This is a genomic window from Aggregatibacter sp. HMT-949 (assembly GCF_041734645.1).
GTDB lineage: Bacteria > Pseudomonadota > Gammaproteobacteria > Enterobacterales > Pasteurellaceae > Rodentibacter.
In genome coordinates this window covers 679,166-704,564 of the sequence record NZ_CP162010.1, presented here as the reverse complement: position 1 = coordinate 704,564, position 25,399 = coordinate 679,166, and the positions used below count along the sequence as shown (strand labels likewise).

Genomic DNA, 25,399 nt, shown 5'->3' with positions numbered 1-25,399 from the left:
ATACGTTTCACTTTGCACAGGCACTCATAGACTGACCGGTTTTCAATTTCAAACTACCGACATTAAAAAAGGAAAATACGGTACTTTCATCACCGCTCTGTAAGGAAAAGCAATTTGCCTCAAAAGTGTTTCTTACCCCATCAAATCGTGCAATTGCGGTAGGATAAATTTTGGGGCTGAGTATATTGGTTTTTTTCGCAAAATAGGGGTAGTAAAAATGCGCATAGACATCCTTCGGACAATTGGTCGGATGCAAACAATCGCAAAGTTTGTCGTTTTTTAATTGAGCACTCACACACCATTCTCGTGTGGCCGGATTTTGATCGATCAAAACAAGCCAAACATCGGAAGAATTTTCCGCTCTCGCCTGAATTTGACGTAAAAATAGGTATAAACGATGTTGTTCTTTTGCCAGAATCATTTTTGAATTATCGGTTTGCCAGAGAGGAAATGCAAAACTCAAAGCGATACCGATAATCGCCAAACCGATTAATAACTCCATCAACGTCGCACCTTTATACATAAAACCCCCGCAATTTTTAGGTGCACTTTAATCTCCCTTTAAAATTCGATAAATATAAAGGTTCTTTTTTACGATACGAATCGCAAAATTTGCGGGAAATCATTTAAAAATACGCTATTAAATAATTTTGCGCTGGTTATTTGGACAAATCTCGCTATAATGGCGCCCGATTTTCTGTTCTTTAAAATCCGGTGGAAATATGAATCCAATGTTAAATATCGCGATTCGTGCGGCACGAAAAGCGGGCAATGTGATTGCTAAAAATGATGAACGCCGCGATGCTATCGAAAGCACCCAAAAAGGTATCAATGATTACGTCACTAACGTCGACAAAGCTGCAGAAGCGGAAATCATTGAAATCATTCGCAAATCCTATCCTAATCACACCATCATCACCGAAGAAAGCGGCGCACTTGAAGGCGAAGACAACGATGTACAATGGATCATCGATCCATTAGACGGCACCCGTAATTTTATGAGCGGTCTTCCGCACTTTGCCGTGTCTATCGCCATTCGCGTGAAAAATCGTACTGAAGTAGGCGTGGTTTACGATCCAATCCGTAACGAATTATTTACCGCCGTGCGCGGCGAAGGTGCAAAATTAAACGACGTACGTTTGCGCGTTGATGCGAAACGCGAACTACAAGGCGCGATTCTTGCCACCGGTTTCCCGTTCAAACAACCTAACCTCATGTCAACTCAATTCGCGATGATGAACGCATTAATTGAGAATGCCGCGGATTTCCGTCGCACTGGTTCCGCCGCATTGGATTTATGCTATGTGGCATCCGGTCGCATTGATGGCTATTTTGAAATGGGCTTAAAAGCCTGGGATTGCGCGGCAGGCGATTTAATCGTGCGCGAAGCGGGCGGTTTGGTGTGTGACTTTGAAGGCGGCAGCGGCTATTTACGCAGCGGCAATATCATCGCAGCACCAACGCGCGTATTAAAAGATATGCTCAATAAGATCCGCCCTTGTTTAGGTGCTGAGTTTAAAAACTAAAAAATACTAAAAACCGCACTCTTAGAGCAAAAGTGCGGTTTTTTTCCTTTCTATAAAGTTCATCAAATCATCGTCTCAAACGCTACGCTGCCAACTCCCTCTCCGCTGACACGCCGCCCGTATTCAATGCGGTGCTCATATGGTATTCCAATGCGGTGCTAAATACGCAGTTAGATTTAATCTGATGTTGAAATAACGAACTGGCGGATTATAAAAGCAAAATCGAAATAATTGCTTAACCTGCCAACCTAAACGACCGCGATGCGATCATTTTTTATACATTTTATGCCGGAAACACTTCTTCTAGAATAAGTGCCAAACCGTCTTCATTATTGCCGGCGGTTACCCGATTCGCTGCTTGTTTGATTTCTTCCGGTGCATTGCCCATCGCGACACCAAGACCGGCGTGTTCTAACATATCCAAATCATTAAAGTTATCGCCGAAAGCAATCACCTCTTCGGTTTTCAGGCCGAAATATTTTTCTAAAAAACGCACTGCATTGCCTTTAGTGGCCGCGCTGTTCATCACTTCCAAATAACTTTGATGCGAACGGCAAATGCTTAGATGCGGGAATTTTTCCTTCAGCAAAGCTTCGATGTGAATAATCTCATGTGGTTCGCCGATAATTTGAACTTTATGCGCCGGATAAATTTTATCCGCTTGCGCCGCTTCGATAGGAATTTTGGTAATTTGTGCTTCCAGTTTCACCCAAGGATTTGCTAAATCATTGCTAAAACAATCGTCGTTAACGTAATAATTCACCGCTAAATGTGCAAAATCTTTGAATACTCGATTTAATTTTTCCATATCTGCCGCGTCAATTTGTACACTGTAAATCGGTTGTAATCGATGATCCAAAATCAACGCGCCGCTAAACGCCACTAATACATTGTTGGTTTGCAACTGTTTCCAGTAAGGCAAAATGCCAAGTGGCGAACGAGCGGAAATCGGCACGAAAGGCACGCCCCGCTCGGCTAAACGCGTAATGGCGGCCAAGGTTCTCAGCGAAATTTTGTGATCCGAGGTTAATAAAGTCCCATCAAAATCACTAAATACGGCTTTATACATAATGACTCCCAATGCCAATAACGTTATTTTTCCGCTAAATAAGGATCAACAAAGCCCAATCCTTGCATAATTTTCGTTTCCAAGCTTTCCATTTCTTCTGCTTCGGTATCGTCGATGTGATCGTAACCAAGCAAATGTAAACTACCGTGCACCACCATATGGGCCCAGTGCGCCATCAACGGTTTTTCTTGTTCTGCCGCCTCATATTCGACCACTTGGCGACAAATCACCAAATCACCCAATAGCGGTAATGACACTTCAGTCGGGCATTCAAAGGGAAACGACAGCACATTCGTCGGGCGATCTTTGGCGCGATAAGTCCGATTCAACGCTTGACTTTCCGCTTCGTCCACAATACGCACCGTCATTTCCACATCGTCCGATTCCGGTTGAACCGCAGCCGTTGCCCATTGTTCGATTTGTTCTAAAGTTGGCAAATCATCTATATTTTCGCTGGCGATTTGCAAATCAATTAGCATATTGCCCATATTTTCTCCTTAACCGTGCCGTTACTCTTTTTAGACACTTTATGCCATTTCGGGCGCTATTCTAACGGACTTTCTAAAAATAGCCAGAACGCATTTGCGTACTAAAAACGGAGGATGATTTTGGCACCGCATTGAAACCAAAGCGAGCCTGAATTTTAGGCTGTAATAAGCGCACTCTCAAAACAGCACCGCATTGAACATCGAAAAAATCATTGAACATCAAAAAAATAAAGTGCGACCAGTTTGATCGCACGCTATTTTTTTATCGCTTTCTTTTTTTAGTAGCCTTCTTCTTGCATATTCGGTAAGAACTCAGCCTGTCGAATGCGTTTCACTGTCGTTCTAATCGAACCGTCCGGATGCAACTCAATTTCGCGCCAGCCCGGTGGCACCGCATCCAAAGCAAAATTTTGGCTATCCGCTTTAAATTGAATACAGGTAGAAGGCGTCGCCATCACTTGATAACGGTACCATTGGCTATCGACTTGTTGATGAATATGCCCGTATACAATTGCTTTCACCTTTTCAAATGGCGCAAGTACCTCGTACAACTCATGCGGATTACGCAAATTGTGTTGATCCAACCAAGCGGAATTGGTCGGCAATAAATGATGATGCAATACAATCAACGTGTAACGTTGCGGATATTTTGCTAAGGTTTCTTTTAATAAATTGAGTTGATATTGACTTAGTTCGCCGTGCGGCACGCCGTAAACCTGACTATCCAATAACATAGCCTGCCAATGTTCGCCGAGTAAAATATGTTTTGCGCTTTGCACTGGCGGTTGATTTAAATATTCCACCATTTTTGGTTGAAAATCATGATTGCCCGGAATCCAAAATACCGATTTACCAAAGGGTTTAAGCATTTCCACAAAACGGCGATAGCCTTCTTCGCTTCCGTCTTGCACGAGATCACCGGTGGCGAAAATAAGGTCGAAATCCGTATCGTTTTGTTGAATTTCTTTTAACACTTGCCCGAAACTCGCCTGCGTATTCACGCCAAGCAATTCTGTTTGTTCGTCTTTAAATAGATGCGGATCGGTAATCTGTAACACTTTTACAATGGGTCGTTTCGCTTGATAGACAAATGTATTTTTCACAGATGCCTCCTAAGCTTGTTGCCAACGCTGTTGCAATTGAGCGTAATTTAATTGAAGCCATTGCAATCCGATGACAGCGGTACAATTATCGATTTTTCCTTCGCACATCCATTGATAGGCCTGTTCACGTTTTACTACATGAACCCGAATGTCTTCATGTTCTTCGACCAACCCATGAATGCCCTTTGCCTGCGAGCTGTCCACTTGCCCGACAAACAAATGAATTCGTTCAACCGTACCACCCGGGCTGTCCCAGACACTCAAACAATGGAGCAAATTTTTAACTTTAATCCCGGCCTCTTCTTCGCTTTCGCGTAACGCAACGTCTTCCGGCTGTTCGCCTTTTTCGACCATACCTGCAATCAATTCCAATAACCAAGGCGAACAATGCGGTTCGGGATGATACGCTGCACCGATGCGCACTTGTTCCACTAAAACAACCGCGTCTTCTTTTGGATCATAAGCGATGACGGCGGAAGCAGCGCCTTTGATAAGTAATTCACGGGTTACCGCGCCACTTTCACCACCGGCAAAAAGTTTATGTTTGAATTGAATTTTTTTGAGCGTGAAAAAACCGTCATATAAAATCTCCTCGTTGAGGATTTTCACATCACGCTGACCAAACTGTTGAATTTCTAACATTTTTTTCTCCAAAATACTGCGGCGAAAAATCATACGCTCAAAGTGTGTCAAAAAAAATACAAGAACTATACTTTTTGTTGAAACTTTGAAATGGCTCACAAAAATAAATGCCGTGACGATTTTCTCCGTCACGGCATTTCCGCTTACATAAGAAAATGATTATACAAGCCGACTAACAATCTTCCCGTCTGCCACTTGCGTTGTAAGCAATTCTCCCGACTTCACATCTTTTACACTAACAACCGTCTTGCCTTGCCCGTTTTTCGCGATGGAATAACCGCGTGCCAGCACTTTCAGCGGGCTTAATCCATCCAATTTTCCGCACAAGGCGGCAACTTTGTTTTGGCGCTCTGTCACTTGACGATTTGCACTGAAATTCAATTGCACTTGTAGCTGTTCTAAATACTGTTGATGACGTTGAATGCGATATGGCAACGGGTTTTGTTTTAAACGCAGAGCAAGCGCGCTCAATTTTTGTTGCATTTTTTCAAATTGACGCTGCATGGCTAGCTGCAAACGATGCGTAAGCTGTTCGTTTTTCGCTTGTTGAATGCGCAATTGATGGTGCGGATGCCGGTTTTGCAAACGTAACGCAAGTTGTTTTAAACATTGACTTTTTTGCGTAAACACAAGGTCAAATGCCATCCCCAAACGCTGTTGCTGATGGCGTAATTGCTGAACAAGTTCGTCTTGATTGCGACTGACTAATTCTGCCGCGGCGGACGGTGTCGGCGCACGAAGATCTGCCACAAAATCCGCAATGGTGACATCGGTTTCATGCCCTACAGCACTGATAATCGGCAAAGCGGAACGAAAAATCGCACGCGCCACCGCTTCCTCATTAAAACACCAAAAATCTTCCAATGAACCGCCTCCTCGCCCCACAATCAGCACATCCACTTCTTGTCGCTTATTGGCCAGTTCAATCATTTGCACAATTTCCGCTGCGGCTTCTTTGCCTTGTACGGCGGTAGGATAAATCACCACTTTTAAACTTGGATCGCGCCGTGCCAAAATATGTAAAATATCTTGCAATGCGGCCCCCGTAGAAGAGGTCACAATCCCCACTGCTTTGCTAAAAGGCGGTAAATTTTTCTTCAAATTTTGCGCAAATAAGCCTTCCGCCGCGAGTTTTATTTTTAACGCTTCAAATTGCTGCTGCAACAATCCCTCACCGGCCGGGTGCATGGACTCAATAATCAACTGATAATCGCCGCGCGGTTCATACAAACTCACATTGGCGCGCACCAGCACTTGCATTCCGTTTTGCGGACAAAAGGCCACGCGCAGATTTTTCATCCGAAACATCGCACAACGTACCTGTGCATTTTCATCTTTCAGCGTGAGATACCAATGCCCCGACACAGGCTGAGTAAAATTCGAAATTTCGCCGGTAAGCCAAATTTGTGAAAAATGGCTTTCTAACATTTGGCGCGTCGCAGAATTGAGTTGAGAAACGGAATAAATATTTTCTGACATCATTTAATTTTATGTTATCGGGTAAATTTGCTCCCTTCGTAAACAGAGAGAAAATTCACCAGAAAAACCTTTTAGGTGATTTTTATTCGATCAATACCCAGCCGTCATCCAGCCAATTACAAATGGAATCCAACAAAAGCATCATGGCAGTTTCCGAATCTTCCGTTTCATTCACTAAATCCGTCAAAAACGCCCAATCTAAGCTTTCGCCGTCGGACAAACGTTTCAGCACTTCCGTTTCGATTGTATTAAGTTCGTCCAGCCATTCGCCGTTAGCATAAATGCGCAACGGATTTTCGGTATAGAGCAATTTGCAATTGTTATCTTGAGAAAGTAAAGCGGCATCATCTTCTAAGGAAGATCGCACTTCGTCCGGATCGCTCATTTCATCGGAAACCAACAATTCGTAACGCCGCGCACTCAGCGCACCGGCGACCGCGTGTTTGAGCACCGCATTGAAAGCTTCCGAATGAGCAAGTTTGTCCAATAATTGGCGTTTCATCGCTTGAATGTTTTCATCGGCAAGCTTACCGGTACGTTGTGCGGTTTGAGTTAAGCGCAACGGTAATTCAAATTCGGTTAAATTCAAATCAGGCTCCGGCTGACATAAACTCTTGCTAATGCCGTCAATAAGACGGCTCAAACTCGGATAACGCAAGCCAAAAGAAAAAGTTAAGCAATCTTCTTCCGCCACGCCGTAATGTGCCATACGTGCGGGAATGTAAAGAATATCGCCCGGATTCATCACTTCATCAATCACCAAATCGCCCATATCGTCAAAAATACGAATCGGTTGATTCGGTTTAAATTCCGTGCTTGAATCGCACCATTTGCCGAGTTGCCAACGGCGACGACCATAGCCTTGCACTAAAAACACGTCATATTCATCGTAATGCTTGCCTACCGAGCCACCTTTCGGCGCATAGGAAACCATAATATCGTCGCGTTGCCATTGGGGAATAAAACCGAACTTATTCCATAATCGACCTAATTCCGGCGACCATTGTTCCATATTTTGCACCAATACCGACCACTTCTCCGGCAATTTTTTGAAGTCCTTCTCGGAAAGCGGACTGAAGAATACTTGCCAATCGTCATCGGCAAAAGTTTTCACTAAACGCGCGCTGACCTCCTCATTTTGTGCCAATTCGATAATATCTTGCGGTTCAAACCGTCCGATGATTTCCGGCAAACCGTTGCGAATCACAAGGGGCTTTTTTTGCCAATAATCGCGTAGGAAAATCTCTGGGCTAATGTCTTGCGGTAAACAAAAATCGGGCTGGGAAAATGCAGTCATTTGGGCGTTCCTTTCGAGGTGTTTTTTTCTTTAGCGGCTTGTTCCGCCGCGCGTTTACGACGAATTTCTTTCGGGTCGGCAAGTAGTGGGCGATAGATTTCAATGCGGTCCCCATCTCGAAGTACATCAGTCAGTTTTGCCGGACGGCTGAAAATCCCCACTTTATTTTTACTCAAATCAATTTCGCTAAATTGTTGCAAAACGCCCGATTGCAAAATTGCCGTTTGTACCATTGTGCCTTCATCCACGCAGAACGCTTTCAAAAAATAACGCTCGGGTAAGGCGTAGGCGATTTCAATATGAATCTGATTCATCTTTACTTCTTCGTCAAAAAAATTTGGGCTATTATAGCGGAGTTTTTTAGGCTGTTAATAAGGAAACAAATGAATTGGGTTATTTTCGCCGTCGGTTCGGCATTTTTCGCCGGTCTTACGGCTATTTTAGGTAAACTCGGCGTGGAAGGAATAAACAGCAATCTCGCCACGTTTATTCGCACCATTGTGATTTTACTGGTCACCGCCGGTATTATTTCTGCCCGCAATGAATGGCAACTGCCGCAACATATCGCCGCTAAACCGTTTACTTTCTTGATTTTGTCCGGCATTGCCACCGGCCTTTCATGGCTTTGTTATTATCGCGCCCTTCAACTCGCACCGGCATCTTGGGTGGCACCCATCGATAAATTAAGTGTGGTCATTGCGATTATTTTAGGCGTTGTGATTTTGGGGGAACCGCTTAGTTTGAAATTAGTGGCCGGGAGCATTTTAATTTTGTCCGGCGTGCTCGTTCTAGCGTTATAGATTGAGCATTTAGGGCTTTTTCGCTACAATGCGCCACTATTTTTAACCGTATTTACCGTAGCGAATAACAATGGCAGAAATCAAACTTATTGTCGGGCTTGGCAATCCCGGCGACAAATATGCGGACACCCGTCATAACGCGGGCGAATGGTTGATGCAACGTTTAGCCCGTCGCTTTAATGTGACATTCAACGCCGAAAGCAAATTTTTTGGCTACACCGCTCGTGCCATGATTAACGGCAACGAAGTCCGTTTTTTAGTGCCAACCACTTTCATGAATTTAAGCGGCAAAGCGGTGGGCGCACTGGCAAATTTTTATCGCATTAAAGCGGAAGAAATTTTAGTCTTGCACGACGAATTGGATCTACCACCGGGCAGCGTCAAACTCAAATTAGGTGGCGGACACGGCGGGCATAATGGCCTGAAAGACATTGTGGCGCAGCTCGGTAACAACAATAACTTTTACCGTTTGCGCATCGGCATCGGTCACCCCGGGCATCGCGATTTGGTAGCGGGTTATGTGTTAAACAAACCTTCCCCGAGCGAACGCGAGGCATTAGATAAAGCCTTAGAGGAAGCCTCGGATTGCGTAGAACTGCTGTTCAAAGAAAGCATCGTGAAAGCCACTAATCGGCTGAATAGTTTTAAAATTTAATCTAAAAGTGCAGTTAAAAAATACGCTAAATTTTGATAATTATGTAGCAAATACACAAAACCGTTTGAATTAAGCATGCGTTTGCATCAAACGATAGCACCGCATTGAAAACGGCTCCAATGCGGTGCTATTTTGCAAGAGTAATTTTAGCGTTGTGTAACTGCTGCATAATTTCGTAAATTTCAACTGCACTTTCTCTCTTCACCAACAAGGAAAAATTATGGGATTCAAATGTGGCATCGTAGGCTTGCCGAATGTGGGCAAATCAACACTCTTTAACGCCTTAACCAAAGCCGGCATTGAAGCGGCAAACTATCCGTTTTGTACCATTGAGCCAAATACCGGCGTGGTGCCAATGCCTGATCCGCGTTTAGATGCCTTAGCGGAAATCGTCAAACCGGAACGCGTGTTGCCAACCACCATGGAATTTGTGGACATCGCAGGCTTGGTTGCCGGTGCGAGCAAAGGCGAAGGCTTGGGTAATAAATTCTTGGCAAATATCCGTGAAACCGATGCGATTGGTCATGTCGTGCGCTGTTTTGAAAACGATGACATCGTACACGTGGCGGGCAAAATCGACCCATTAAACGATATTGAAACCATCAACACCGAACTGGCGTTAGCTGATTTAGACAGCTGCGAACGCGCCATTCAACGCCTGCAAAAACGCGCTAAAGGCGGCGATAAAGACGCGAGATTCGAGCTTTCCGTGATGGAAAAAATCCTGCCGGTACTTTCTGAAGCAGGCATGATTCGTTCCGTGCCGTTAGACAAAGACGAATTACTGGCGATCAAAAGCTATAACTTCCTAACCTTAAAACCGACCATGTACATTGCCAACGTGAACGAAGACGGTTTTGAGAACAACCCGTATCTCGATAAAGTCCGCGAATTTGCTGAAAAAGAAGGCTCCGTGGTGGTGCCGGTTTGTGCCGCCATCGAAGCGGAAATCGCCGAACTGGACGACGACGAAAAGCTAGAATTTCTGCAAGATCTCGGCATTGAAGAGCCGGGCTTAAACCGCGTCATTCGCGCAGGCTATGCCCTTCTCAATCTACAAACCTACTTCACCGCCGGCGTGAAAGAAGTGCGTGCTTGGACGGTTTCCATCGGTGCTACCGCCCCGAAAGCCGCCGCCGTAATCCATACGGATTTCGAAAAAGGCTTTATCCGCGCGGAAGTTATCGCCTACGACGATTTTATCCAATTCAAAGGCGAAAACGGTGCCAAAGAAGCCGGCAAATGGCGCTTGGAAGGCAAAGATTACATCGTGCAGGACGGCGATGTGATGCACTTTAGATTTAATGTTTAGAATAATTTGAAAATGAACCGCACTTTTTAGATAGAAGTGCGGTTTTTTGTTCTATTGCCGAACCGCTGACGATAAAGAAAAACACTATCGCCAAAAGATATAAAAGACAAACAAAACAGGAAAACCCATGCCTAGTCTCACCCAAATCAAAAACGCTATTATGCGCGATGCGCAAAATCAATCTTTCACCGAACGCGGTATCGAACCGTTATTTGCCGCCCCCACCGGCGCCCGAATTAACATTGTCGGGCAGGCGCCTGGGGTGAAGGCGGAACAAACTCGTTTGTATTGGAACGATCAAAGTGGCGATCGGCTGCGTGAATGGCTGGGTGTTGATCGCGAAACCTTTTATCATTCCGGCCTATTTGCCGTGATTCCGATGGATTTTTATTACCCGGGCAAAGGCAAATCGGGCGATCTGCCGCCACGCAAAGGTTTTGCGGAAAAATGGCATCCGCAAATTCTGGCGGATTTGCCAAATATCGAACTAACCATTTTGATCGGGCAATATGCGCAGAAATACTACCTACCGCAAAATAAACGCAATGTGACGGAGACGGTAAAAAATTATCGTGAATTTCTACCGCACTTTTTGCCATTAGTGCATCCGTCACCACGCAATCAACTGTGGCTGGCGAAAAATCCATGGTTTACGCAAGAAGTCATTCCCGAACTGCAACAACGGGTTAAACGAATTCTCTCCCGTTAATTTCAATCTTTTTTAAGAAAGCAAAATGTCGAATAAAAAATCGGATTGGCCGCGTTATCACCCTACTGTTTTTATGGACGGTAGCGCACGCGGTGATAAACGCGGATTGGAATTAAAATCCCTCTCGCAACGTCATCGAACAGTTTCAATGCGGTGCTATTTCAACATCACATTCGACATCAGCCATTTCTTTTAGTGAATGCGCAAACGATTGTCTTTACAAGGATTTCGCGTATAATTCGCCGCTCTTAATTTATAAGGATCCACGATGAACAACCAACTTCTCTATTCGGTGGAAGATAAACCGCCTTTCAGCTTAAGTCTTCTGCTTGCCGCACAACATCTATTAGCCGCATTGGGCGGCATTATTGCGGTGCCTTTAGTTATCGGCAATGTGTTAAAACTGCCGACCGCAGATACCATTACGTTAGTCAACGCGGCGCTGCTCATTTCCGGTGTCGTCACGATTATTCAATGTAAAGGCTTGGGCCCGATCGGTATCCGCTTGCCAAGCGTAATGGGAACCAGTTTTACCTTCGTAGCGGCGGCACTTGCCATCGGCTTTAGCGAATATGGCGTGCCGGGTATTTTAGGCGCCTCTTTGGTCGGCTCACTGGTCATGATCATCGGCAGCTTTTTTATGCCGTATATCCGCAAGCTGTTCCCGCCGGTAGTCACCGGCACGGTGGTGATGATGATCGGTTTAAGCCTGATTCCGGTAGCGGTGGACTGGTTCGCCGGCGGTCAGCGTGGCGACGCCGACTACGCCACACCGGAAAATTTGATGATGGCGACTTTCGTATTAGTTATTGTGGTGGCCTTAGTGCAATGGGGTAAGGGCATTTTCTCTGCCGCAGCCATCGTTATCGGCATGATGACCGGCTACGTACTTTGCTTAATTTTAGGCTGGGTAAATTTCGATGGCGTGCATAATGCACAAGCGTTCGCCGTACCGCAACCGCTACACTTCGGTCTAGCATTCCCGCTTTCCGGAATTATCGGTATGTCTATTGCGTATTTGGTGACGATTGTAGAATCCAGCGGCAATTTCCTTGCGCTCGGTAATGCGACCAATACGGAAATCACCGGTAAACACTTACGCGGCGGTGTTTTGGCGGACGGTTTGGGCTCCGCATTGGCGGCTATTATGTCCACTACGCCATTTTCCTCGTTCTCGCAAAATATCGGCGTAATTTCCTTAACGGGCGTGGCAAGCCGTCACGTAGTCGCGCTTACCGGCGTGTTATTGGCGTTAGCCGGGCTATTTCCGGTATTCGGTGCGTTAATCGTCTCCATTCCGCTTCCTGTGCTTGGCGGCGCAGGCTTAATGATGTTCGCCATGATTATCGCAGCGGGCATTCAAATGCTGGATAAAGTGGAACGCAGCAAACGCAACGGCTTGATTATCGCCATTTCTATCGGCTGCGGTTTAGCCGTCACTACCCGTCCTGAATTGCTTGATAAACTTCCGCACTTTTTCAAAGAAGTGTTGGGATCCGGCATTACCGTGGGATCATTATTGGCCTTAATTCTCAATTTAGTTTTGCCGGAAGATAAAGCGGCGAAAGAAAAAAATTAATCGGGCTCTGCGCTAGGTAAAGCAGTTACCCTAGATGACACATAATTCAGCCCGTTGGGACAGTTTTTTTATTTTCGAAGAACCTGAGAAATTATGCAGCGGTTCCAAAATGACCTTACCAAACAGCACCGCATTGAAACGGCTTCCAATGCGGTGCTATTTTGTGGTGCAGACTCAAAGTCATACTTCGCGCAGGTAGTTTTGTGCGTGTTGCTCAAGTAAAAGAAAAAAACTCGTCCATCAAGCAAAATCCGATAATTGATAAAATCTCGCCAAATACTCAAAATCGCCTCAAAAAACAAAACCGCCCTTCTGTCTCCAAAAGGGCGGTTTGTTTTTTAAACGTTTTTTAAGCCGGCAGTTTTACCACTTTTGCCTGCTTAATCATATTATCCGCCACTTCTAAAATAGTAATTTGCAAGCCATCGATTTCGCATACGGTGCCTTCATCCGGAATTTCTTCCAAATGCTCAAGAATTAAACCGTTGAAAGTGCGCGCATCTTCGGTGTCGAGTTCCCAACCAAACATTTTGTTCAGATCGCGAAGATTGGCGGAACCTTCGATTATCATCGATCCATCTGATTGTTGCGTCACTTCTTCATCGATAGTTGGTGCGGTTGAGGTGGTGAAATCGCCGACGATTTCTTCCAAAATATCTTCCAATGTGACCAAACCTTTAATATCACCGTATTCGTCCACCACCAAGCCAAAGCGCTCTTTATTGGTGCGGAAATTCGCCAATTGTGTTTTTAACGGCGTACCTTCCGGAATGAAATACACTTCATCTGCCGCACGAATTAAGGTTTCTTTGGTAAATTCATTTTTCTCAAGCAACAAACGAAATGCCTCGCGCACACGTAAAATACCGAGCACCTGTTCGTCAAGACTGCCTTTATACAGCACGACACGGTTATGCGCGGCGTGGTTAAGTTGGCGCATAATCGCCTTCCAGTCGTCATCAATATCAATGCCGCCGATCTCGTTGCGCGGTACCATAATATCGTCCACCGTGACGGTTTCCATATCCAAAATCGACAGCAACATTTGCGGATGCTGCTCATCCGGCGTGGCTTCGCCCGCTTCGGTTACGATACTGCGCAACTCTTCGCGACTAATGACTTGTTTCTGTAAATCCGGTTTTAAGCCGATGATTTTCATCAAACTTTTGGTAAAGATATTCATAAACCAAACGACGGGATAAAAAATCTTCAGTAATACCGTCAAAATATGACTGGAAAAAAGCCCCACTTTCTCCGGATACATGGCAGCGACGGTTTTCGGGAAAATTTCAGAAAAAACCAACATCACGAAGGTCAGCAAACCTGTTGCGATCGCGACACCCGCATCACCATATAAACGCATACCGATTATGGTCGCAATGGCCGAAGCGCTGATATTCACTAAATTATTAAAGATAAGGATAAAACTTAATAAGGTATCGGGTCTTTCAAGCAATTTTTCGGCTTTTTGTGCGCCTTTATTGCCTTGTTCCGACAGAAAGCGTAAGCGATATTTATTAACGGAGAGTAAACCGGTTTCAGAACCGGAAAAATACGCGGATAAGATTAAACAAATAACAAGCGTGATAAATAAGCTACTAAGGGGGATACTGTCCAAGGGAAAATCCTTTTGTGAGTTAATCATACCCGTGGGCTATCATGGTTGCCGACGGAATAATAAAGGCGAATCTAATTCGCCCTCATTTTCTAAATCAATCGACTGCCAAAATACGCAATCGTGAGCAGGATAATACCTGAAACAGCGTAAATAATCATCCTTTTTCCGCGCCAGCCGCGTTTCCAATGGCCGAAAAGCGCAATACCAAATACGATCCAAGCGAAAAATGAAAATAACGCCTTGTGAATATTTTCCGCATTCATCGCATGCACAGAATGATAAATTCCGGAAATCAGCGTAAACGTCAGCAATAATTCGCCGACAGCAAATAAACGGGAAAAATGACGTTCCGCCATCATTAAGGAAGGCATAACCGGTGAAAATGCGGTTTTTTTCGATTTTAACGTACGATCAATCCACGCGATTTGAATGGCATAAAGCATTGCAATAAAGCACACGGCGTAAGTGAAAATCGACAAACCGATATGGAACAACATTGCCGAATCCTGATTCAATAATTGAATCATATGACTAGGCATAAAGGTTGCCAAAATTAGGTTAAAGATAGAAAAAGCAAACACGATCGGCAATAAAAACCAAATGGAACTCACCGCTGGCATGGCAAGGGTGACCAATGCGGTGCTGCTGACGCTCATCAACGAACTGATTTCCACCACCGTAAAAGTGTGATCCGACGCAAGCCCCTGCAATGCAGGATAAAGGCTTGCGATATGCAACACAATAGCCAAAAGCGCGGTCAAAAAGAACGGCGTTTTGCGCGGGCGACGCACGGTTTTATCCGCCGCGAGTGACGGCGCAATCATCAGTACGCTGATTAAATAGAACAAAATTGAAAAAAAGGCAAAACCCATATTTATTGTCTCGATGTGATGCTTAATGTTAAGAATGGTTCTTATTCTAGCGTTGTCATTCTCAATTCGCTATAAATTTGTTTGAAATGATGAAAAACGCCCGAATTTCGGTATAATCACGGCAATTTTTGTCATCAAAAAACAGGATTGAATATGTTTGAAAATTTATCCGATCGCCTCTCAAAAACACTGCGTAATATTACGGGCAAAGGCCGTTTAACCGAAGATAATATTAAAGACACCTTACGCGAAGTGCGTATGGCTTTATTAGAAGCCGACGTCGCCTTGCCGGTAGTGCGCGAATTCATCGCCAAAGTGAAAGACAACGCATTGGGCGAAGAAGTCAATAAAAGTTTAACGCCGGGGCAAGAATTCCTAAAAATCGTTCAGCGCGAACTGGAAAATGCCATGGGCGAAACCAATGAAAGCCTGAATTTAGCCACTCAACCGCCCGCCGTAATTTTAATGGCCGGTTTGCAAGGGGCGGGTAAAACCACCAGCGTAGGAAAATTAGCGAAATTTCTACGCGAACGTCACAAGAAAAAAGTGTTGGTCGTTTCTGCCGACGTATATCGCCCGGCCGCAATCAAACAGCTGGAAAGCCTTGCACAAGGCGTGAATGCAGATTTCTTTCCGTCCGATGTAAAACAAAATCCGGTGGACATTGCCAAAGCGGCCTTGGCGGAAGCCAAGTTGAAATTCTACGACGTGCTTATCGTGGATACCGCCGGCCGCTTACATGTTGACCACGAAATGATGGATGAAATCAAGCAGGTTCACGCCGCGTTAAATCCTATCGAAACCCTGTTCACCGTAGATGCCATGACCGGGCAAGACGCGGCAAATACGGCAAAAGCCTTTAATGAAGCGTTGCCGCTGACCGGTGTGATTCTCACCAAAGTGGACGGCGACGCGCGCGGCGGTGCGGCATTATCTATTCGTCAAATTACCGGTAAACCGATTAAATTCCTCGGAGTCGGCGAAAAAACCGATGCTTTGGAGCCATTTCATCCGGATCGTGTAGCGTCACGCATTCTTGGCATGGGCGACGTGCTTTCCTTAATTGAAGATTTGGAACGTTCCGTTGACCGTGAAAAAGCGGAAAAGATGGCGCAAAAATTCAAAAAAGGCGATCAATTCACTTTAGACGATTTCCGTGATCAACTGGTCGAAATGAAAAAAATGGGCGGTATGATGTCCATGTTGGAAAAACTGCCGGGCGCGAAAAACCTGCCGGATCACATAAAAAATCAAGTGGATGACAAAATGTTCGTGAAAATGGAAGCCATCATTAATTCTATGACGCTTAAAGAACGTGCTAATCCTGACATTATTAAAGGCTCCCGCCGCCGTCGCATTGCGCTCGGCTCCGGCACACAGGTGCAAGACGTGAACAAACTGCTCAAACAATTCGACGAAATGCAACGTATGATGAAGAAAATGCGCAAAGGCGGCATGGCGAAAATGATGCGTGGCATGCAAGGCTTAATGGGCGGTGGGCTCGGGTTAAGTGGACTAGGAGGTATGTTCAGACATTAATCCGAAAAAACCGGCAAAAGCGAATTAAAAATGCAGTTGAAACTTTTTTGTTTTCAACTGCATTTTTTTACCTTAGAATAATACCATACTAAATCACTAGGATTTTAGTAGTTCACTAAGGCTTAATATCCAACAAAATCTTTCAGGTATTTTGCCTAAACAATGTACTTTTATAAAAAACAACATTAACACCGTTAATCTAGGAGTGATTATGGGACAGTATAAAAAATTTTGGTATTTACTGGTCGCTGTGTTAATAGGAGCATTCTCTATTCTCGGCTACTATGGCTTTGAGGTATATCGAGAAGCGCCACCTATTCCACAACAATATGTTTCAGAACAAGGCGAAAAAGTAATTACGCACGATGAGATTCTACACGGGCAAACGGCTTGGCAAAGTACAGGCGGTATGCAACTAGGATCAGTTTGGGGACATGGTGCATACCAAGCACCTGACTGGACGGCAGATTGGCTACATCGTGAATTAACAAACTGGCTTGATATTGAAGCCCAAAAAGACTACAGCAAGCCTTTCGCCGATTTAAATGAAGAGCAACAAACGCTACTAAAAGCACGTTTAACCCGCGAATATCGTGGCAGTCGTGTTGATGAAAATGGCACTGTAGTGCTATCCAATACACGTTTAGCCGCAATTGAAAAGACAGCAGCTTATTATATTTCTCTATACGGTGATGATCCGGCGACAAAAGTGACGCGTGAGCACTTTGCAATGAAAGACAACACCTTACCTAATTTGCAGGCTCGTCAAGATCTCACTAAATTCTTCTTCTGGACTGCATGGACTGCCTCTGCAGAACGCCCAAACACGCATGCAAGTTATACCAATAACTGGCCTCACGAGCCGTTAATTAATAACGTGCCGACACCTGAAAATGTAGTTTGGTCAATTGCCAGCGTAGTATTTTTAATTGCCGGTATTGGTTTTGTGGTGTGGATTTGGTCATTCAAAAAACGCCAAGATGAGAAAGATCCAATTCCACCAAGCGCAGATCCACTCACAACACTGCAACTTACACCATCACAACGCGCACTCGGCAAATATCTATTTACCGTGTTGGCCTTATTCTTCCTTCAAGTAAATTTAGGTGCGGTAGTCGCGCACTATACAGTGGAAGGACAAGAATTCTATGGTATTGATATTTCACAATATTTGCCTTATTCCTTAGTACGCACATGGCATATTCAAGCAGCGCTATTCTGGATTGCAATGGCATTTTTGGCCGGTGGGTTATTCTTAGCGCCGATTATTAATGGCGGCAAAGATCCTAAATATCAAAAACTCGGTGTTGACGTACTTTTCTGGGCATTAGTCGTTTTAGTAATCGGTTCATTCACAGGTAGTTACCTTGCGATTGCCCATATTCTGCCGGAAAACTTAAGCTTTATGTTCGGTCACCAAGGCTATGAATTTATTGACTTAGGCCGTTTCTGGCAAGCGGTAAAATACGCCGGTATTTTATTCTGGTTAGTATTAATGCTACGCGGAACAGTAAATGCATTTAAACAACCGGGTGATAAAAACTTACTTGCCTTATTTTTTGCATCTGTTATCGCTATCGGCTTATTCTACGGCCCGGCGTTGTTCTATGGCGAACACACCCATATTTCCATCATGGAATACTGGCGTTGGTGGGTTGTGCATCTTTGGGTAGAAGGCTTCTTTGAAGTATTCTCGGTTGCTGCGCTTTCATTTATTTTTGTAAGCCTAGGACTTGTATCACGTCGTACTGCAACAGTTGCAACTATCACTGAAGCAGCATTATTCCTAATAGGCGGTATTCCGGGCACCTTCCACCATTTATACTTTGCCGGCGTAACCACTCCAATTATTGCAGTCGGAGCATCATTCTCCGCACTTGAAGTCGTGCCATTGGTCTTACTTGGTCATGAAGCGTGGGAACACTGGGCTATGCAACAAAAAGCACCATGGATGGAACGTCTAAAATGGCCACTTTACTGCTTCGTCGCAGTGGCATTTTGGAATATGCTGGGCGCAGGGGTATTTGGTTTCTTAATCAATCCACCAATCTCCCTTTACTACATACAAGGTTTAAATACTACTGCTGTACACGCCCACGCAGCATTATTTGGAGTATATGGCTTCTTAGCACTCGGTTTTGTTTTCTTAATCGCACGCTATTTACGTCCGGATACACCATTTAACGACAAATTAATGAAATGGGGCTTTTGGTTATTAAATGCCGGTTTAGTACTAATGATCGTTTCAAGCTTGCTACCAATCGGTATTATCCAAGGCTATGCCAGCATCTCAGAAGGTTTGTGGTATGCACGTAGTGAAGAATTTATGCAACAACCGCTCTTTGGTACGCTTCGTTGGATTCGTATCGTAGGTGATGTCATCTTTATCTTCGGTGCGCTAGCATTCTTCTGGCAAATCTTCACAATGATTTTCCTTAAACCGAAAAAACTCGCGTAATGCAATAAAATACCTATCATAAAGACAAAAAGTGCGATGAAATTTTTTCATCGCACTTTTATTCTTAAATAGATTTCTCCGAATCTTGATTTTTATCAAACTTTCAACCCATTACCGTATGGGTTTTCTTTTCCTTGAAATTTATACTTCGTGCTTTAATTTTTCTCTCAACCTTTAACATGAATGACAATCCTTTCAAAGCCCGTTGGTCGATGCTCGGCAATACGCTCTGTTTAGGCCATTGGGAGATTTCCTACCTTGATTTGCCAATTACCCTGCCGCGCGAGCGTCGCGACCAAGATATGGGCACGGAAAACATCTATAACTTTATCGATCCGGAAGACGAACTATACCGCGAAGGCTTAGGCGAAGACGATTGGATTGTAGAAAATATCGACTGGCTTTCCGATCTGTTTAACGAACACAATATTCCGCTGGAAGAACAAACCCTGCGCGCATTTTATCGTGCAGTCAACAAAGAAGATTGGCGCTGCGGCAGTTGCGGCGGCTGCATTTAAAATTTCGGGGCAAATTATTTTGCCCTTTTATCAACCCTGTGCCGTAAAACTCCGTCCTTCAGGGCGGAGATATAAGGCACAAACGGCGTAGCCGTTTCAAAGCTAACTAATCGGGTGTTTGTTGTTGCTCGATGTATTGGCGAATAATTGAAATGGGTACACCACCGCAACTACCGGCAAAATAAGATGGTGACCAAAGCTGATTGCCCCAAAGTTTTTTTCGGATACTTGGATAATTTTTCTTTCTAATCATTCGACTTGATACACCTTTTAGGCTGTTTACTAGCGTAGAAACTGCCACTTTCGGCGGATATTCAATGAGTAAATGAACGTGATCGTCTTCGCCGTCAAATTCGACTAATTTTGCTTCAAAATCATTGCAGACGCTTTCGAAAATCAAATTGAGATCATCTAAAATCGCTTTCGTAAAAACATCACGGCGGAATTTTGTAACAAAGACTAAGTGAACGTGCATATTAAAAATGCAATGTCTACCGTGTCTGATTTCAGTTTCTTTTTTTCATAGACCAAGTGTAGAATGTGGGAAAAATCATATTCTAAACCTTGCCAATGCAACTACGCCAAGCCTTTAAGTTCGAAATAATGCCAAACGGAGAACAAATCCGCAGAATTAAGCAGTTCTGTGGTTGCTCTCGTTTTGTCTTCAATCGGGCGTTGGCTTGGCAGAATGAGCAATATGAGCAATATGAGCAAGATAATAGCGTCAAGTTCAGTTATACGAAAATAGCCAATCTGCTTCCGCACTGGAAAAAAGAGCTACTTTGGCTCAAAGATTGCCATTCTCAAGTACTTCAACAGTCGTTAAAAGACCTTGAAAGTGCGTTCAAAAACTTCTTTCAAAAGCGTTCTGACTTCCCGAAATTCAAGAAAAAAGGCTTGAAAGAGAGCTTTCGTTTTCCGCAAGGTTGCAAACTGGAACAACAAAATAACCGCTTGTATCTCCCGAAAATCGGCTGGATTCGCTATCGCAACAGCCGCGATGTCGTCGGCGAAATTAAAAACGTCACGGTGAGCCAAAAGTGCGGTCGTTTTTTTGCCAGTATTCAAACGGAATTTGAATATGAAATCCCAACGCATCAAGGCGGAGAAATTGGCATAGATATGGGTGTTGCACGGTTTGCAACGCTTTCAAGCGGTAAATATTTTGAGCCGTTAAATGCCTTTAAAACCCATAAAGGCAAACTGGCAAAACTACAACGCCGACTTAAAAATAAGGTTAAATTTAGCCAAAACTGGCAGAAATTAAAGGCGAAAATCGCCAAATTGCACCACAAAATCGCTAACTGTCGTAAAGACTTCTTGCACCAAACTTCAAGCAAAATCAGCAAAAACCACGCGATGATCTACGTTGAAGATTTACAGGTGTTGAATATGTCCAAATCAGCCAAAGGCACAGCGGAAGAACACGGCAAGAATGTGAAACAGAAATCAAGTTTAAACCGAGCGATATTAGATCAATCTTGGTTCGAGTTCCGCCGTCAGTTGGACTATAAAACGCAATGGCTAGGCGGTTTTTTAGTGGCTGTTCCACCGCAAAATACAAGCCGAACTTGCCCTTGTTGCGGTTATACCGCAAAGGAAAATCGGCAAACGCAGGCTGATTTTGAATGCGTAGAATGTGGCTATACAGAAAATGCGGATGTGGTTGGGGCGTTAAACATTTTGGAGCGTGGGCGAGCCATCGTCCAAGCGTAAACATATCAGGCTGGGACACAGCCGTAGAGCTTGTGAAGTGAACTTCAATAGAGGTCAGCAGCAAGAACCCACCGAGAGTAGCCCACGCAAAGCGTGGGAGCTAGTAGGAATCCCCGTCCTTTAGGGCGGAGGAGGATGTCAATTTAACTGTAGTCTAATAACGCAACATTTTTCTGATTCTTGTTTTTCTTCCTATGGACATCGCATTTTTACTTGGCGGCAAAATTATCGAGCTCACACTTATTGTGTTAATGGGCTACGGTTTGGTAAAAGCCAAACTACTCAAATCTGAAGACAGCAAACCGCTTTCCATTATCGGCCTTTACATCATCAGCCCCGCCGTTATGATTGAAGCCTTCCAAATTGACTACAAACCGGAAATTCTGCAAGGCTTAATGCTCTCCCTCGGCATGGCCGTATTTCTACACTTCATCTTAATCATCATCGGCGCCTTGCTAAAACGCGTACTAAAACTCGACGCCATCGAACACGCCACCGCCATTTATTCCAACGGCGGCAATTTAATTATCCCGATTGTCATGTCATTATTCGGTAAAGAATGGGTGATTTACGCCACCTGTTTTATCGTGGTGCAAACCTTTTTATTTTGGACGCATTTGCGCTTAATCATTGTCGGTAAAGGCAATTTAAGTCTGAAAGTAATGTTGAAAAATATTAATTTATGGTCAATTTTTATCGGCGTACTGTTATTTGCTTTGCAAATTAAATTACCGAATTTTATTAACGGCACGCTTTCGGCGGTGGGTATTTTTATCGGCCCGAACGCCATGTTGATTGCCGGTATGCTAATCGCCTCGATCCCATTGCGACAACTCATTTCCTCCAAACGAATCTATCTCGTCACCGCGCTCCGCTTGCTGTTGATTCCGATTTTTTTGTTGACAGTTGTGAAACTTTGCGGCTTTGCCGGCTGGTTAGAAAACGGCGAAACCATTGCCCTCATCAGTTTCCTCGCCACCACCAGCCCATCCGCGGCGACCGTCACCCAAATGGCACTGATTTTCGGCAATAACGCACAAAAAGCCAGTGCAATTTACGGCGTCACCACGCTACTTTGCGTATTTACAATGCCGTTAGTGATTGCCTTGTACCAGTTGTGGTGACCTGCCGATTTAGCACCGCATTGAAAGCCCGTCTGACGGCACGTTAAATCATCGCCCCACAACAAGCCGATTTGGCACCGCATTGAAAAAGCAAAAACAGCAAAAGCAAAAACGGCAACGAAAAAGGCAACCGATTGGTTGCCTTAAAATTTCTATTTCGTAAAAAATTAAACAAAAACCCTTTGCACTAAAATCATATAGAAAATCGTGCCCGCCGCGATGGACAAGAACATATTTTTTCGCCAAAAGTGTAAAACCAATACCAGCGCACCGGCAAGAAAATCGGGCAACCCGTGATAACCGCTCAATACATCCAGATTCTTATAGCAATACACCACCAGCATACCGAACATCGCCGCCGGCAACACTTTACCAAGATAGCGAATATATTCCGGAATCGGGCGATTCGCCGGAAAGACCCAAAACGGCAACCAACGGGTAAATTGCACCGCAAGGACACAAATTCCGATAGTCACAATCTGTTCGGTCAAGGTCATTTTAGCGCCTCCAATTTCGTTGCTAATTTAGGGCGACGCAAAGTCAAAACAAGCCAAATGCCAAGTAAAGTCGGAATTAAAAAATGTTCTTTGCCGGCCGCCAGTAAGGAAATAAAAGCAATAAATAAACCGAGTAACGAACTCTCGTGAGATTGTTCTTTCATCCAATTTTCCGCAAAAATCACTAAAAAAAGCGCGGTCATCGCAAACTCAACGCCTTTTAAATCTACCGGCAAAATATGACCGAATAGATTGCCCATCGCCGCACCTAACACCCAATAAAGATGCAAATAAAGGCTGACAAAAAACATATACCAACCTTTGTCCAAATGCGCCGGAATTTTCGCCATATAGTTAAGCGAAAAGGATTCGTCCACCAGCGAACTAATTAAATAGCCGCGCTTTCTGCCCAACCAACTGCCGTATTTTTCCAACATGGAAATGGCATAAAAAATCTGACGCCCGCTCACCATCAACGTAATCAGCAACACGCTCAAAGGTGAAAAAGGCGCCACCAAAGCGGCGGCGGCAATAAATTCCACCGAGCCGGCATAAATTAACAACGCCATTAACATCGGATATAAAAAACCGAATCCAAGCGCCTTCATATAAATGCCGTACGCCATACCGAGAAATAAAAATCCGGCAATCATTGGCGCACTGTAAGGAAGCGCAGCTTTGGCTGCCGCGCGAACGGGATAGCGTTGGGCATATTGTGGCGAAAATTGTAGAGAAAAATCCATACTACTTCTCTAAATCTAAAACCGATAATCCCGGCAAGGTGGAAAAGCTTTGCGCTTTCACGGTTTGGTAAAAATCTTCCAGATAGGCTAAATTTTCGTCTTCTTTGCGAATCGCCGCATATAAATTGCTCTGCAAGCCGTTTTGAGTAATTTTGCGTGCCACCACATAGCCTTTTTCCAAATAAGGCAAAGCCGCCCAATAAGGCACAGTTGCAATACCGCGCCGACTGGCCACCAATTGAATCATCGCAATGGTCAGTTCGGTAGTGCGACGGGTCGGATTAATGCCTTTGGGTTTTAACACTTGGCGCAACAAATCCAACATATCGTCCGGCACCGGATAAGTCACCCAAGTTTCATTGGCGAAATCCTCCGCTTCCCAAACCTCTTTTGCCGCAAGCAAATGATCCTTCGAACAAATACCCACCATTTCATAGGAAAAAAGCGGTTTAAAAATCACCTCATCATTCGCTTCTAATTCCGACACAATCGCCCAATCAGCTCGGTGGGAAAGCAACAAGCCAACGGGATCCGTATGAAAACCGGACACAATATCCAATTCCACCAGCCCCCAATGTTGGCGAAACTCATCCATCGCCGGCATAAGCCAGTCAAAACAAGTGTGACATTCCACCGCAATGCGCAGTTGCCCCGCATCGCCATGCTTCACACGGGTTAAATCGCGTTCCGCATCGATCACTTTCGGCATCACCTCATTAGCAAGACGAATTAAACGCTCGCCGGCTGCGGTAAAACGTAGCGGATTACTTTTGCGTTCAAATAATGGCAAACCAAATTGCTCTTCAATCAATTTAATTTGATGAGAAAGTGCGGATTGGGTGAGATAAACCCGTTTTGCCGCTAAAGACACGCTACCCGTTTCTTTCAACGCCAGCAGCGTTTTAAGGTGTCGAAATTCAAGAAAAGTCGGTTTCATTAAAAATATTCATCTTCATAGCAAATTTATGTAATGCGCATCATACAATAATTTAAAATCAGAGAAAATAAAGCAGCGTGACAAAACCATATTTACTCCACAAAAAAATGCCAAGGCACTCACCTTGGCATTTTAGCGGAAAAATTTCGTCGAAAACCGACAGTCATGCTATTCAAAAGAATCTTTCAAACGCTCATCGGCGCGACGTGATTCGCTTTTATGTTGTAGTTTATTGAGCTGGCGCTCTAATTTTTCTTCAACTTCATTAATCGCTTTGTACATATCTTCCGCGGTCGCCGTCGCAAGCAAATTGCCAAGCGGCGTGCCGATAGAAGCTTCCACGGTAAAACCGTTCGGCACTTTATTCAGCACAAAATGCGGATTAATTAATTGTGTGTGCCATTTTTCCAATTTCGCCAAACGACCTTCCACATGTTCACGAATTGCAGGGGTGATTTCCATTTGTTTGCTGGTGATATTTAATGTCATAGCATTTACCTCTTCGCGTTGTTAGAACCTTTCGGTTCGGTTTGATTTAGTATCAAAATAGCTTCGTAAAGAAGGGTTTTCAAGTCATTTCTATGAAAAAAAAGAAGTAATGTTTAAAAATATGATCTAGCTCTAATTTCTCAAAGCGGCCATTTCTTTTTAGCGAAAAGTTTCCCACGACGAGCAAGCCAAAAACGCTCAATACAAAACCAACCTTATTATCTTTCAG

The 25,399-nt window shown here is 44.3% G+C and carries 27 protein-coding genes; 12 read left to right on the top strand and 15 right to left on the bottom strand.

From position 1 onward, the window contains the following. Nucleotides 1-7: 7 nt before the first annotated feature. Nucleotides 8-523 carry a Tfp pilus assembly protein FimT/FimU gene (locus AB3F25_RS03320; protein WP_373604092.1) on the bottom strand — a complete coding sequence of 172 codons (516 nt, stop codon included), beginning with the start codon at nt 521-523 and terminating at the stop codon, nt 8-10. Between the two features lie 199 nt (nt 524-722). On the opposite strand from AB3F25_RS03320, the gene suhB reads away from it, so the two are divergent. After that, a complete protein-coding gene (gene suhB, locus AB3F25_RS03315; protein ID WP_373604091.1) occupies nt 723-1,526 on the top strand; it encodes an inositol-1-monophosphatase in 804 nt (267 codons plus the stop codon). 283 nt (nt 1,527-1,809) lie between these two features. Here the strand turns inward: suhB and AB3F25_RS03310 are convergent, their stop codons facing one another. From AB3F25_RS03310 to AB3F25_RS03280, 7 genes are all read right to left on the bottom strand, one after another. Beyond that, nucleotides 1,810-2,595, bottom strand: a complete 786-nt coding sequence (locus AB3F25_RS03310; RefSeq protein ID WP_373604090.1) for a Cof-type HAD-IIB family hydrolase — start codon at nt 2,593-2,595, stop codon at nt 1,810-1,812. A gap of 23 nt (nt 2,596-2,618) precedes the next feature. Beyond that, entirely contained in the window at nt 2,619-3,083 is a 465-nt protein-coding gene (gene ybeY / locus AB3F25_RS03305) for an rRNA maturation RNase YbeY (protein ID WP_373604089.1), read from the bottom strand. Between the two features lie 278 nt (nt 3,084-3,361). Beyond that, complete coding sequence (gene cpdA / locus AB3F25_RS03300; protein ID WP_373604088.1) at nt 3,362-4,186, bottom strand: 3',5'-cyclic-AMP phosphodiesterase; 825 nt, start codon at nt 4,184-4,186, stop codon at nt 3,362-3,364. Between the two features lie 9 nt (nt 4,187-4,195). Continuing rightward, nucleotides 4,196-4,828 (bottom strand): ADP-ribose diphosphatase, encoded by a 633-nt coding sequence (nudF, locus tag AB3F25_RS03295; protein WP_373604087.1) that lies wholly within the window; start codon nt 4,826-4,828, stop codon nt 4,196-4,198. A 159-nt stretch (nt 4,829-4,987) separates the two neighbouring features. After that, complete coding sequence (xseA, locus tag AB3F25_RS03290; protein WP_373604314.1) at nt 4,988-6,307, bottom strand: exodeoxyribonuclease VII large subunit; 1,320 nt, start codon at nt 6,305-6,307, stop codon at nt 4,988-4,990. Between the two features lie 82 nt (nt 6,308-6,389). Further along, nucleotides 6,390-7,604 carry a JmjC domain-containing protein gene (locus AB3F25_RS03285; protein ID WP_373604086.1) on the bottom strand — a complete coding sequence of 405 codons (1,215 nt, stop codon included), beginning with the start codon at nt 7,602-7,604 and terminating at the stop codon, nt 6,390-6,392. Further along, a complete protein-coding gene (locus AB3F25_RS03280; protein WP_373604085.1) occupies nt 7,601-7,918 on the bottom strand; it encodes an RnfH family protein in 318 nt (105 codons plus the stop codon). Before AB3F25_RS03280 ends, AB3F25_RS03285 begins: the two co-directional genes overlap by 4 nt. Nucleotides 7,919-7,987: 69 nt before the next feature. On the opposite strand from AB3F25_RS03280, the gene AB3F25_RS03275 reads away from it, so the two are divergent. The 6 genes from AB3F25_RS03275 (at nt 7,988) to AB3F25_RS03250 (ending at nt 12,659) form a co-directional block, all read left to right on the top strand. Then, nucleotides 7,988-8,404, top strand: a complete 417-nt coding sequence (locus AB3F25_RS03275) for an EamA family transporter (RefSeq protein WP_373604084.1) — start codon at nt 7,988-7,990, stop codon at nt 8,402-8,404. 70 nt (nt 8,405-8,474) lie between these two features. Beyond that, nucleotides 8,475-9,059 carry an aminoacyl-tRNA hydrolase gene (gene pth, locus AB3F25_RS03270; protein ID WP_373604083.1) on the top strand — a complete coding sequence of 195 codons (585 nt, stop codon included), beginning with the start codon at nt 8,475-8,477 and terminating at the stop codon, nt 9,057-9,059. Between the two features lie 220 nt (nt 9,060-9,279). Beyond that, on the top strand, nt 9,280-10,371 hold the full coding sequence (ychF, locus tag AB3F25_RS03265) for a redox-regulated ATPase YchF (RefSeq protein WP_373604082.1): 1,092 nt from the start codon (nt 9,280-9,282) through the stop codon (nt 10,369-10,371). Between the two features lie 127 nt (nt 10,372-10,498). After that, nucleotides 10,499-11,080, top strand: coding sequence for a uracil-DNA glycosylase family protein (locus AB3F25_RS03260; protein ID WP_373604081.1), 582 nt, complete (start codon nt 10,499-10,501; stop codon nt 11,078-11,080). A gap of 25 nt (nt 11,081-11,105) precedes the next feature. Further along, a complete protein-coding gene (locus tag AB3F25_RS03255; protein WP_373604080.1) occupies nt 11,106-11,276 on the top strand; it encodes a hypothetical protein in 171 nt (56 codons plus the stop codon). A gap of 72 nt (nt 11,277-11,348) precedes the next feature. Then, nucleotides 11,349-12,659: a nucleobase:cation symporter-2 family protein gene (locus tag AB3F25_RS03250; RefSeq protein ID WP_373604079.1), complete on the top strand. Its 1,311-nt coding sequence runs from the start codon at nt 11,349-11,351 to the stop codon at nt 12,657-12,659. 349 nt (nt 12,660-13,008) lie between these two features. Here AB3F25_RS03250 and AB3F25_RS03245 read toward each other — a convergent pair whose 3' ends face one another. Further along, nucleotides 13,009-14,277 (bottom strand): HlyC/CorC family transporter, encoded by a 1,269-nt coding sequence (locus AB3F25_RS03245; protein ID WP_373604313.1) that lies wholly within the window; start codon nt 14,275-14,277, stop codon nt 13,009-13,011. 89 nt (nt 14,278-14,366) lie between these two features. Further along, nucleotides 14,367-15,149 (bottom strand): inner membrane protein YpjD, encoded by a 783-nt coding sequence (locus tag AB3F25_RS03240; protein ID WP_373604078.1) that lies wholly within the window; start codon nt 15,147-15,149, stop codon nt 14,367-14,369. 153 nt (nt 15,150-15,302) lie between these two features. Here AB3F25_RS03240 and ffh point away from each other — a divergent pair, with 153 nt between their 5' ends. The 3 genes from ffh to AB3F25_RS03225 all read left to right on the top strand — a co-directional run bounded on the left by ffh (nt 15,303) and on the right by AB3F25_RS03225 (nt 19,664). Continuing rightward, on the top strand, nt 15,303-16,688 hold the full coding sequence (ffh, locus tag AB3F25_RS03235; protein ID WP_373604077.1) for a signal recognition particle protein: 1,386 nt from the start codon (nt 15,303-15,305) through the stop codon (nt 16,686-16,688). Between the two features lie 211 nt (nt 16,689-16,899). Then, nucleotides 16,900-19,146, top strand: a complete 2,247-nt coding sequence (locus AB3F25_RS03230; protein WP_373604076.1) for a nitric-oxide reductase large subunit — start codon at nt 16,900-16,902, stop codon at nt 19,144-19,146. A 179-nt stretch (nt 19,147-19,325) separates the two neighbouring features. Continuing rightward, nucleotides 19,326-19,664 carry a hypothetical protein gene (locus AB3F25_RS03225; protein WP_373604075.1) on the top strand — a complete coding sequence of 113 codons (339 nt, stop codon included), beginning with the start codon at nt 19,326-19,328 and terminating at the stop codon, nt 19,662-19,664. 106 nt (nt 19,665-19,770) lie between these two features. On the opposite strand, the gene tnpA is transcribed toward AB3F25_RS03225, so the two are convergent. Further along, a complete protein-coding gene (gene tnpA / locus AB3F25_RS03220; protein ID WP_373604074.1) occupies nt 19,771-20,139 on the bottom strand; it encodes an IS200/IS605 family transposase in 369 nt (122 codons plus the stop codon). A gap of 95 nt (nt 20,140-20,234) precedes the next feature. On the opposite strand from tnpA, the gene AB3F25_RS03215 reads away from it, so the two are divergent. Continuing rightward, complete coding sequence (locus AB3F25_RS03215) at nt 20,235-21,380, top strand: RNA-guided endonuclease InsQ/TnpB family protein (RefSeq protein ID WP_373604073.1); 1,146 nt, start codon at nt 20,235-20,237, stop codon at nt 21,378-21,380. Between the two features lie 194 nt (nt 21,381-21,574). After that, nucleotides 21,575-22,504: an AEC family transporter gene (locus AB3F25_RS03210; protein WP_373604072.1), complete on the top strand. Its 930-nt coding sequence runs from the start codon at nt 21,575-21,577 to the stop codon at nt 22,502-22,504. 167 nt (nt 22,505-22,671) lie between these two features. Here the strand turns inward: AB3F25_RS03210 and AB3F25_RS03205 are convergent, their stop codons facing one another. The 4 genes from AB3F25_RS03205 to hpf form a co-directional block, all read right to left on the bottom strand. Next, complete coding sequence (locus AB3F25_RS03205; RefSeq protein WP_373604071.1) at nt 22,672-23,001, bottom strand: branched-chain amino acid transporter permease; 330 nt, start codon at nt 22,999-23,001, stop codon at nt 22,672-22,674. Beyond that, the gene (gene azlC / locus AB3F25_RS03200) at nt 22,998-23,744 is read right to left on the bottom strand and encodes an azaleucine resistance protein AzlC (RefSeq protein WP_373604070.1); all 747 of its coding nucleotides are present in this window, start codon (nt 23,742-23,744) and stop codon (nt 22,998-23,000) included. The genes AB3F25_RS03205 and azlC overlap by 4 nt, the downstream gene beginning before the upstream one ends. Before the next feature lies 1 nt (nt 23,745). Then, a complete protein-coding gene (locus AB3F25_RS03195; protein ID WP_373604069.1) occupies nt 23,746-24,681 on the bottom strand; it encodes a LysR family transcriptional regulator in 936 nt (311 codons plus the stop codon). Nucleotides 24,682-24,849: 168 nt separating this feature from the next. Then, complete coding sequence (gene hpf, locus AB3F25_RS03190) at nt 24,850-25,170, bottom strand: ribosome hibernation-promoting factor, HPF/YfiA family (protein ID WP_373604068.1); 321 nt, start codon at nt 25,168-25,170, stop codon at nt 24,850-24,852. Between the last annotated feature and the right edge of the window lie 229 nt (nt 25,171-25,399).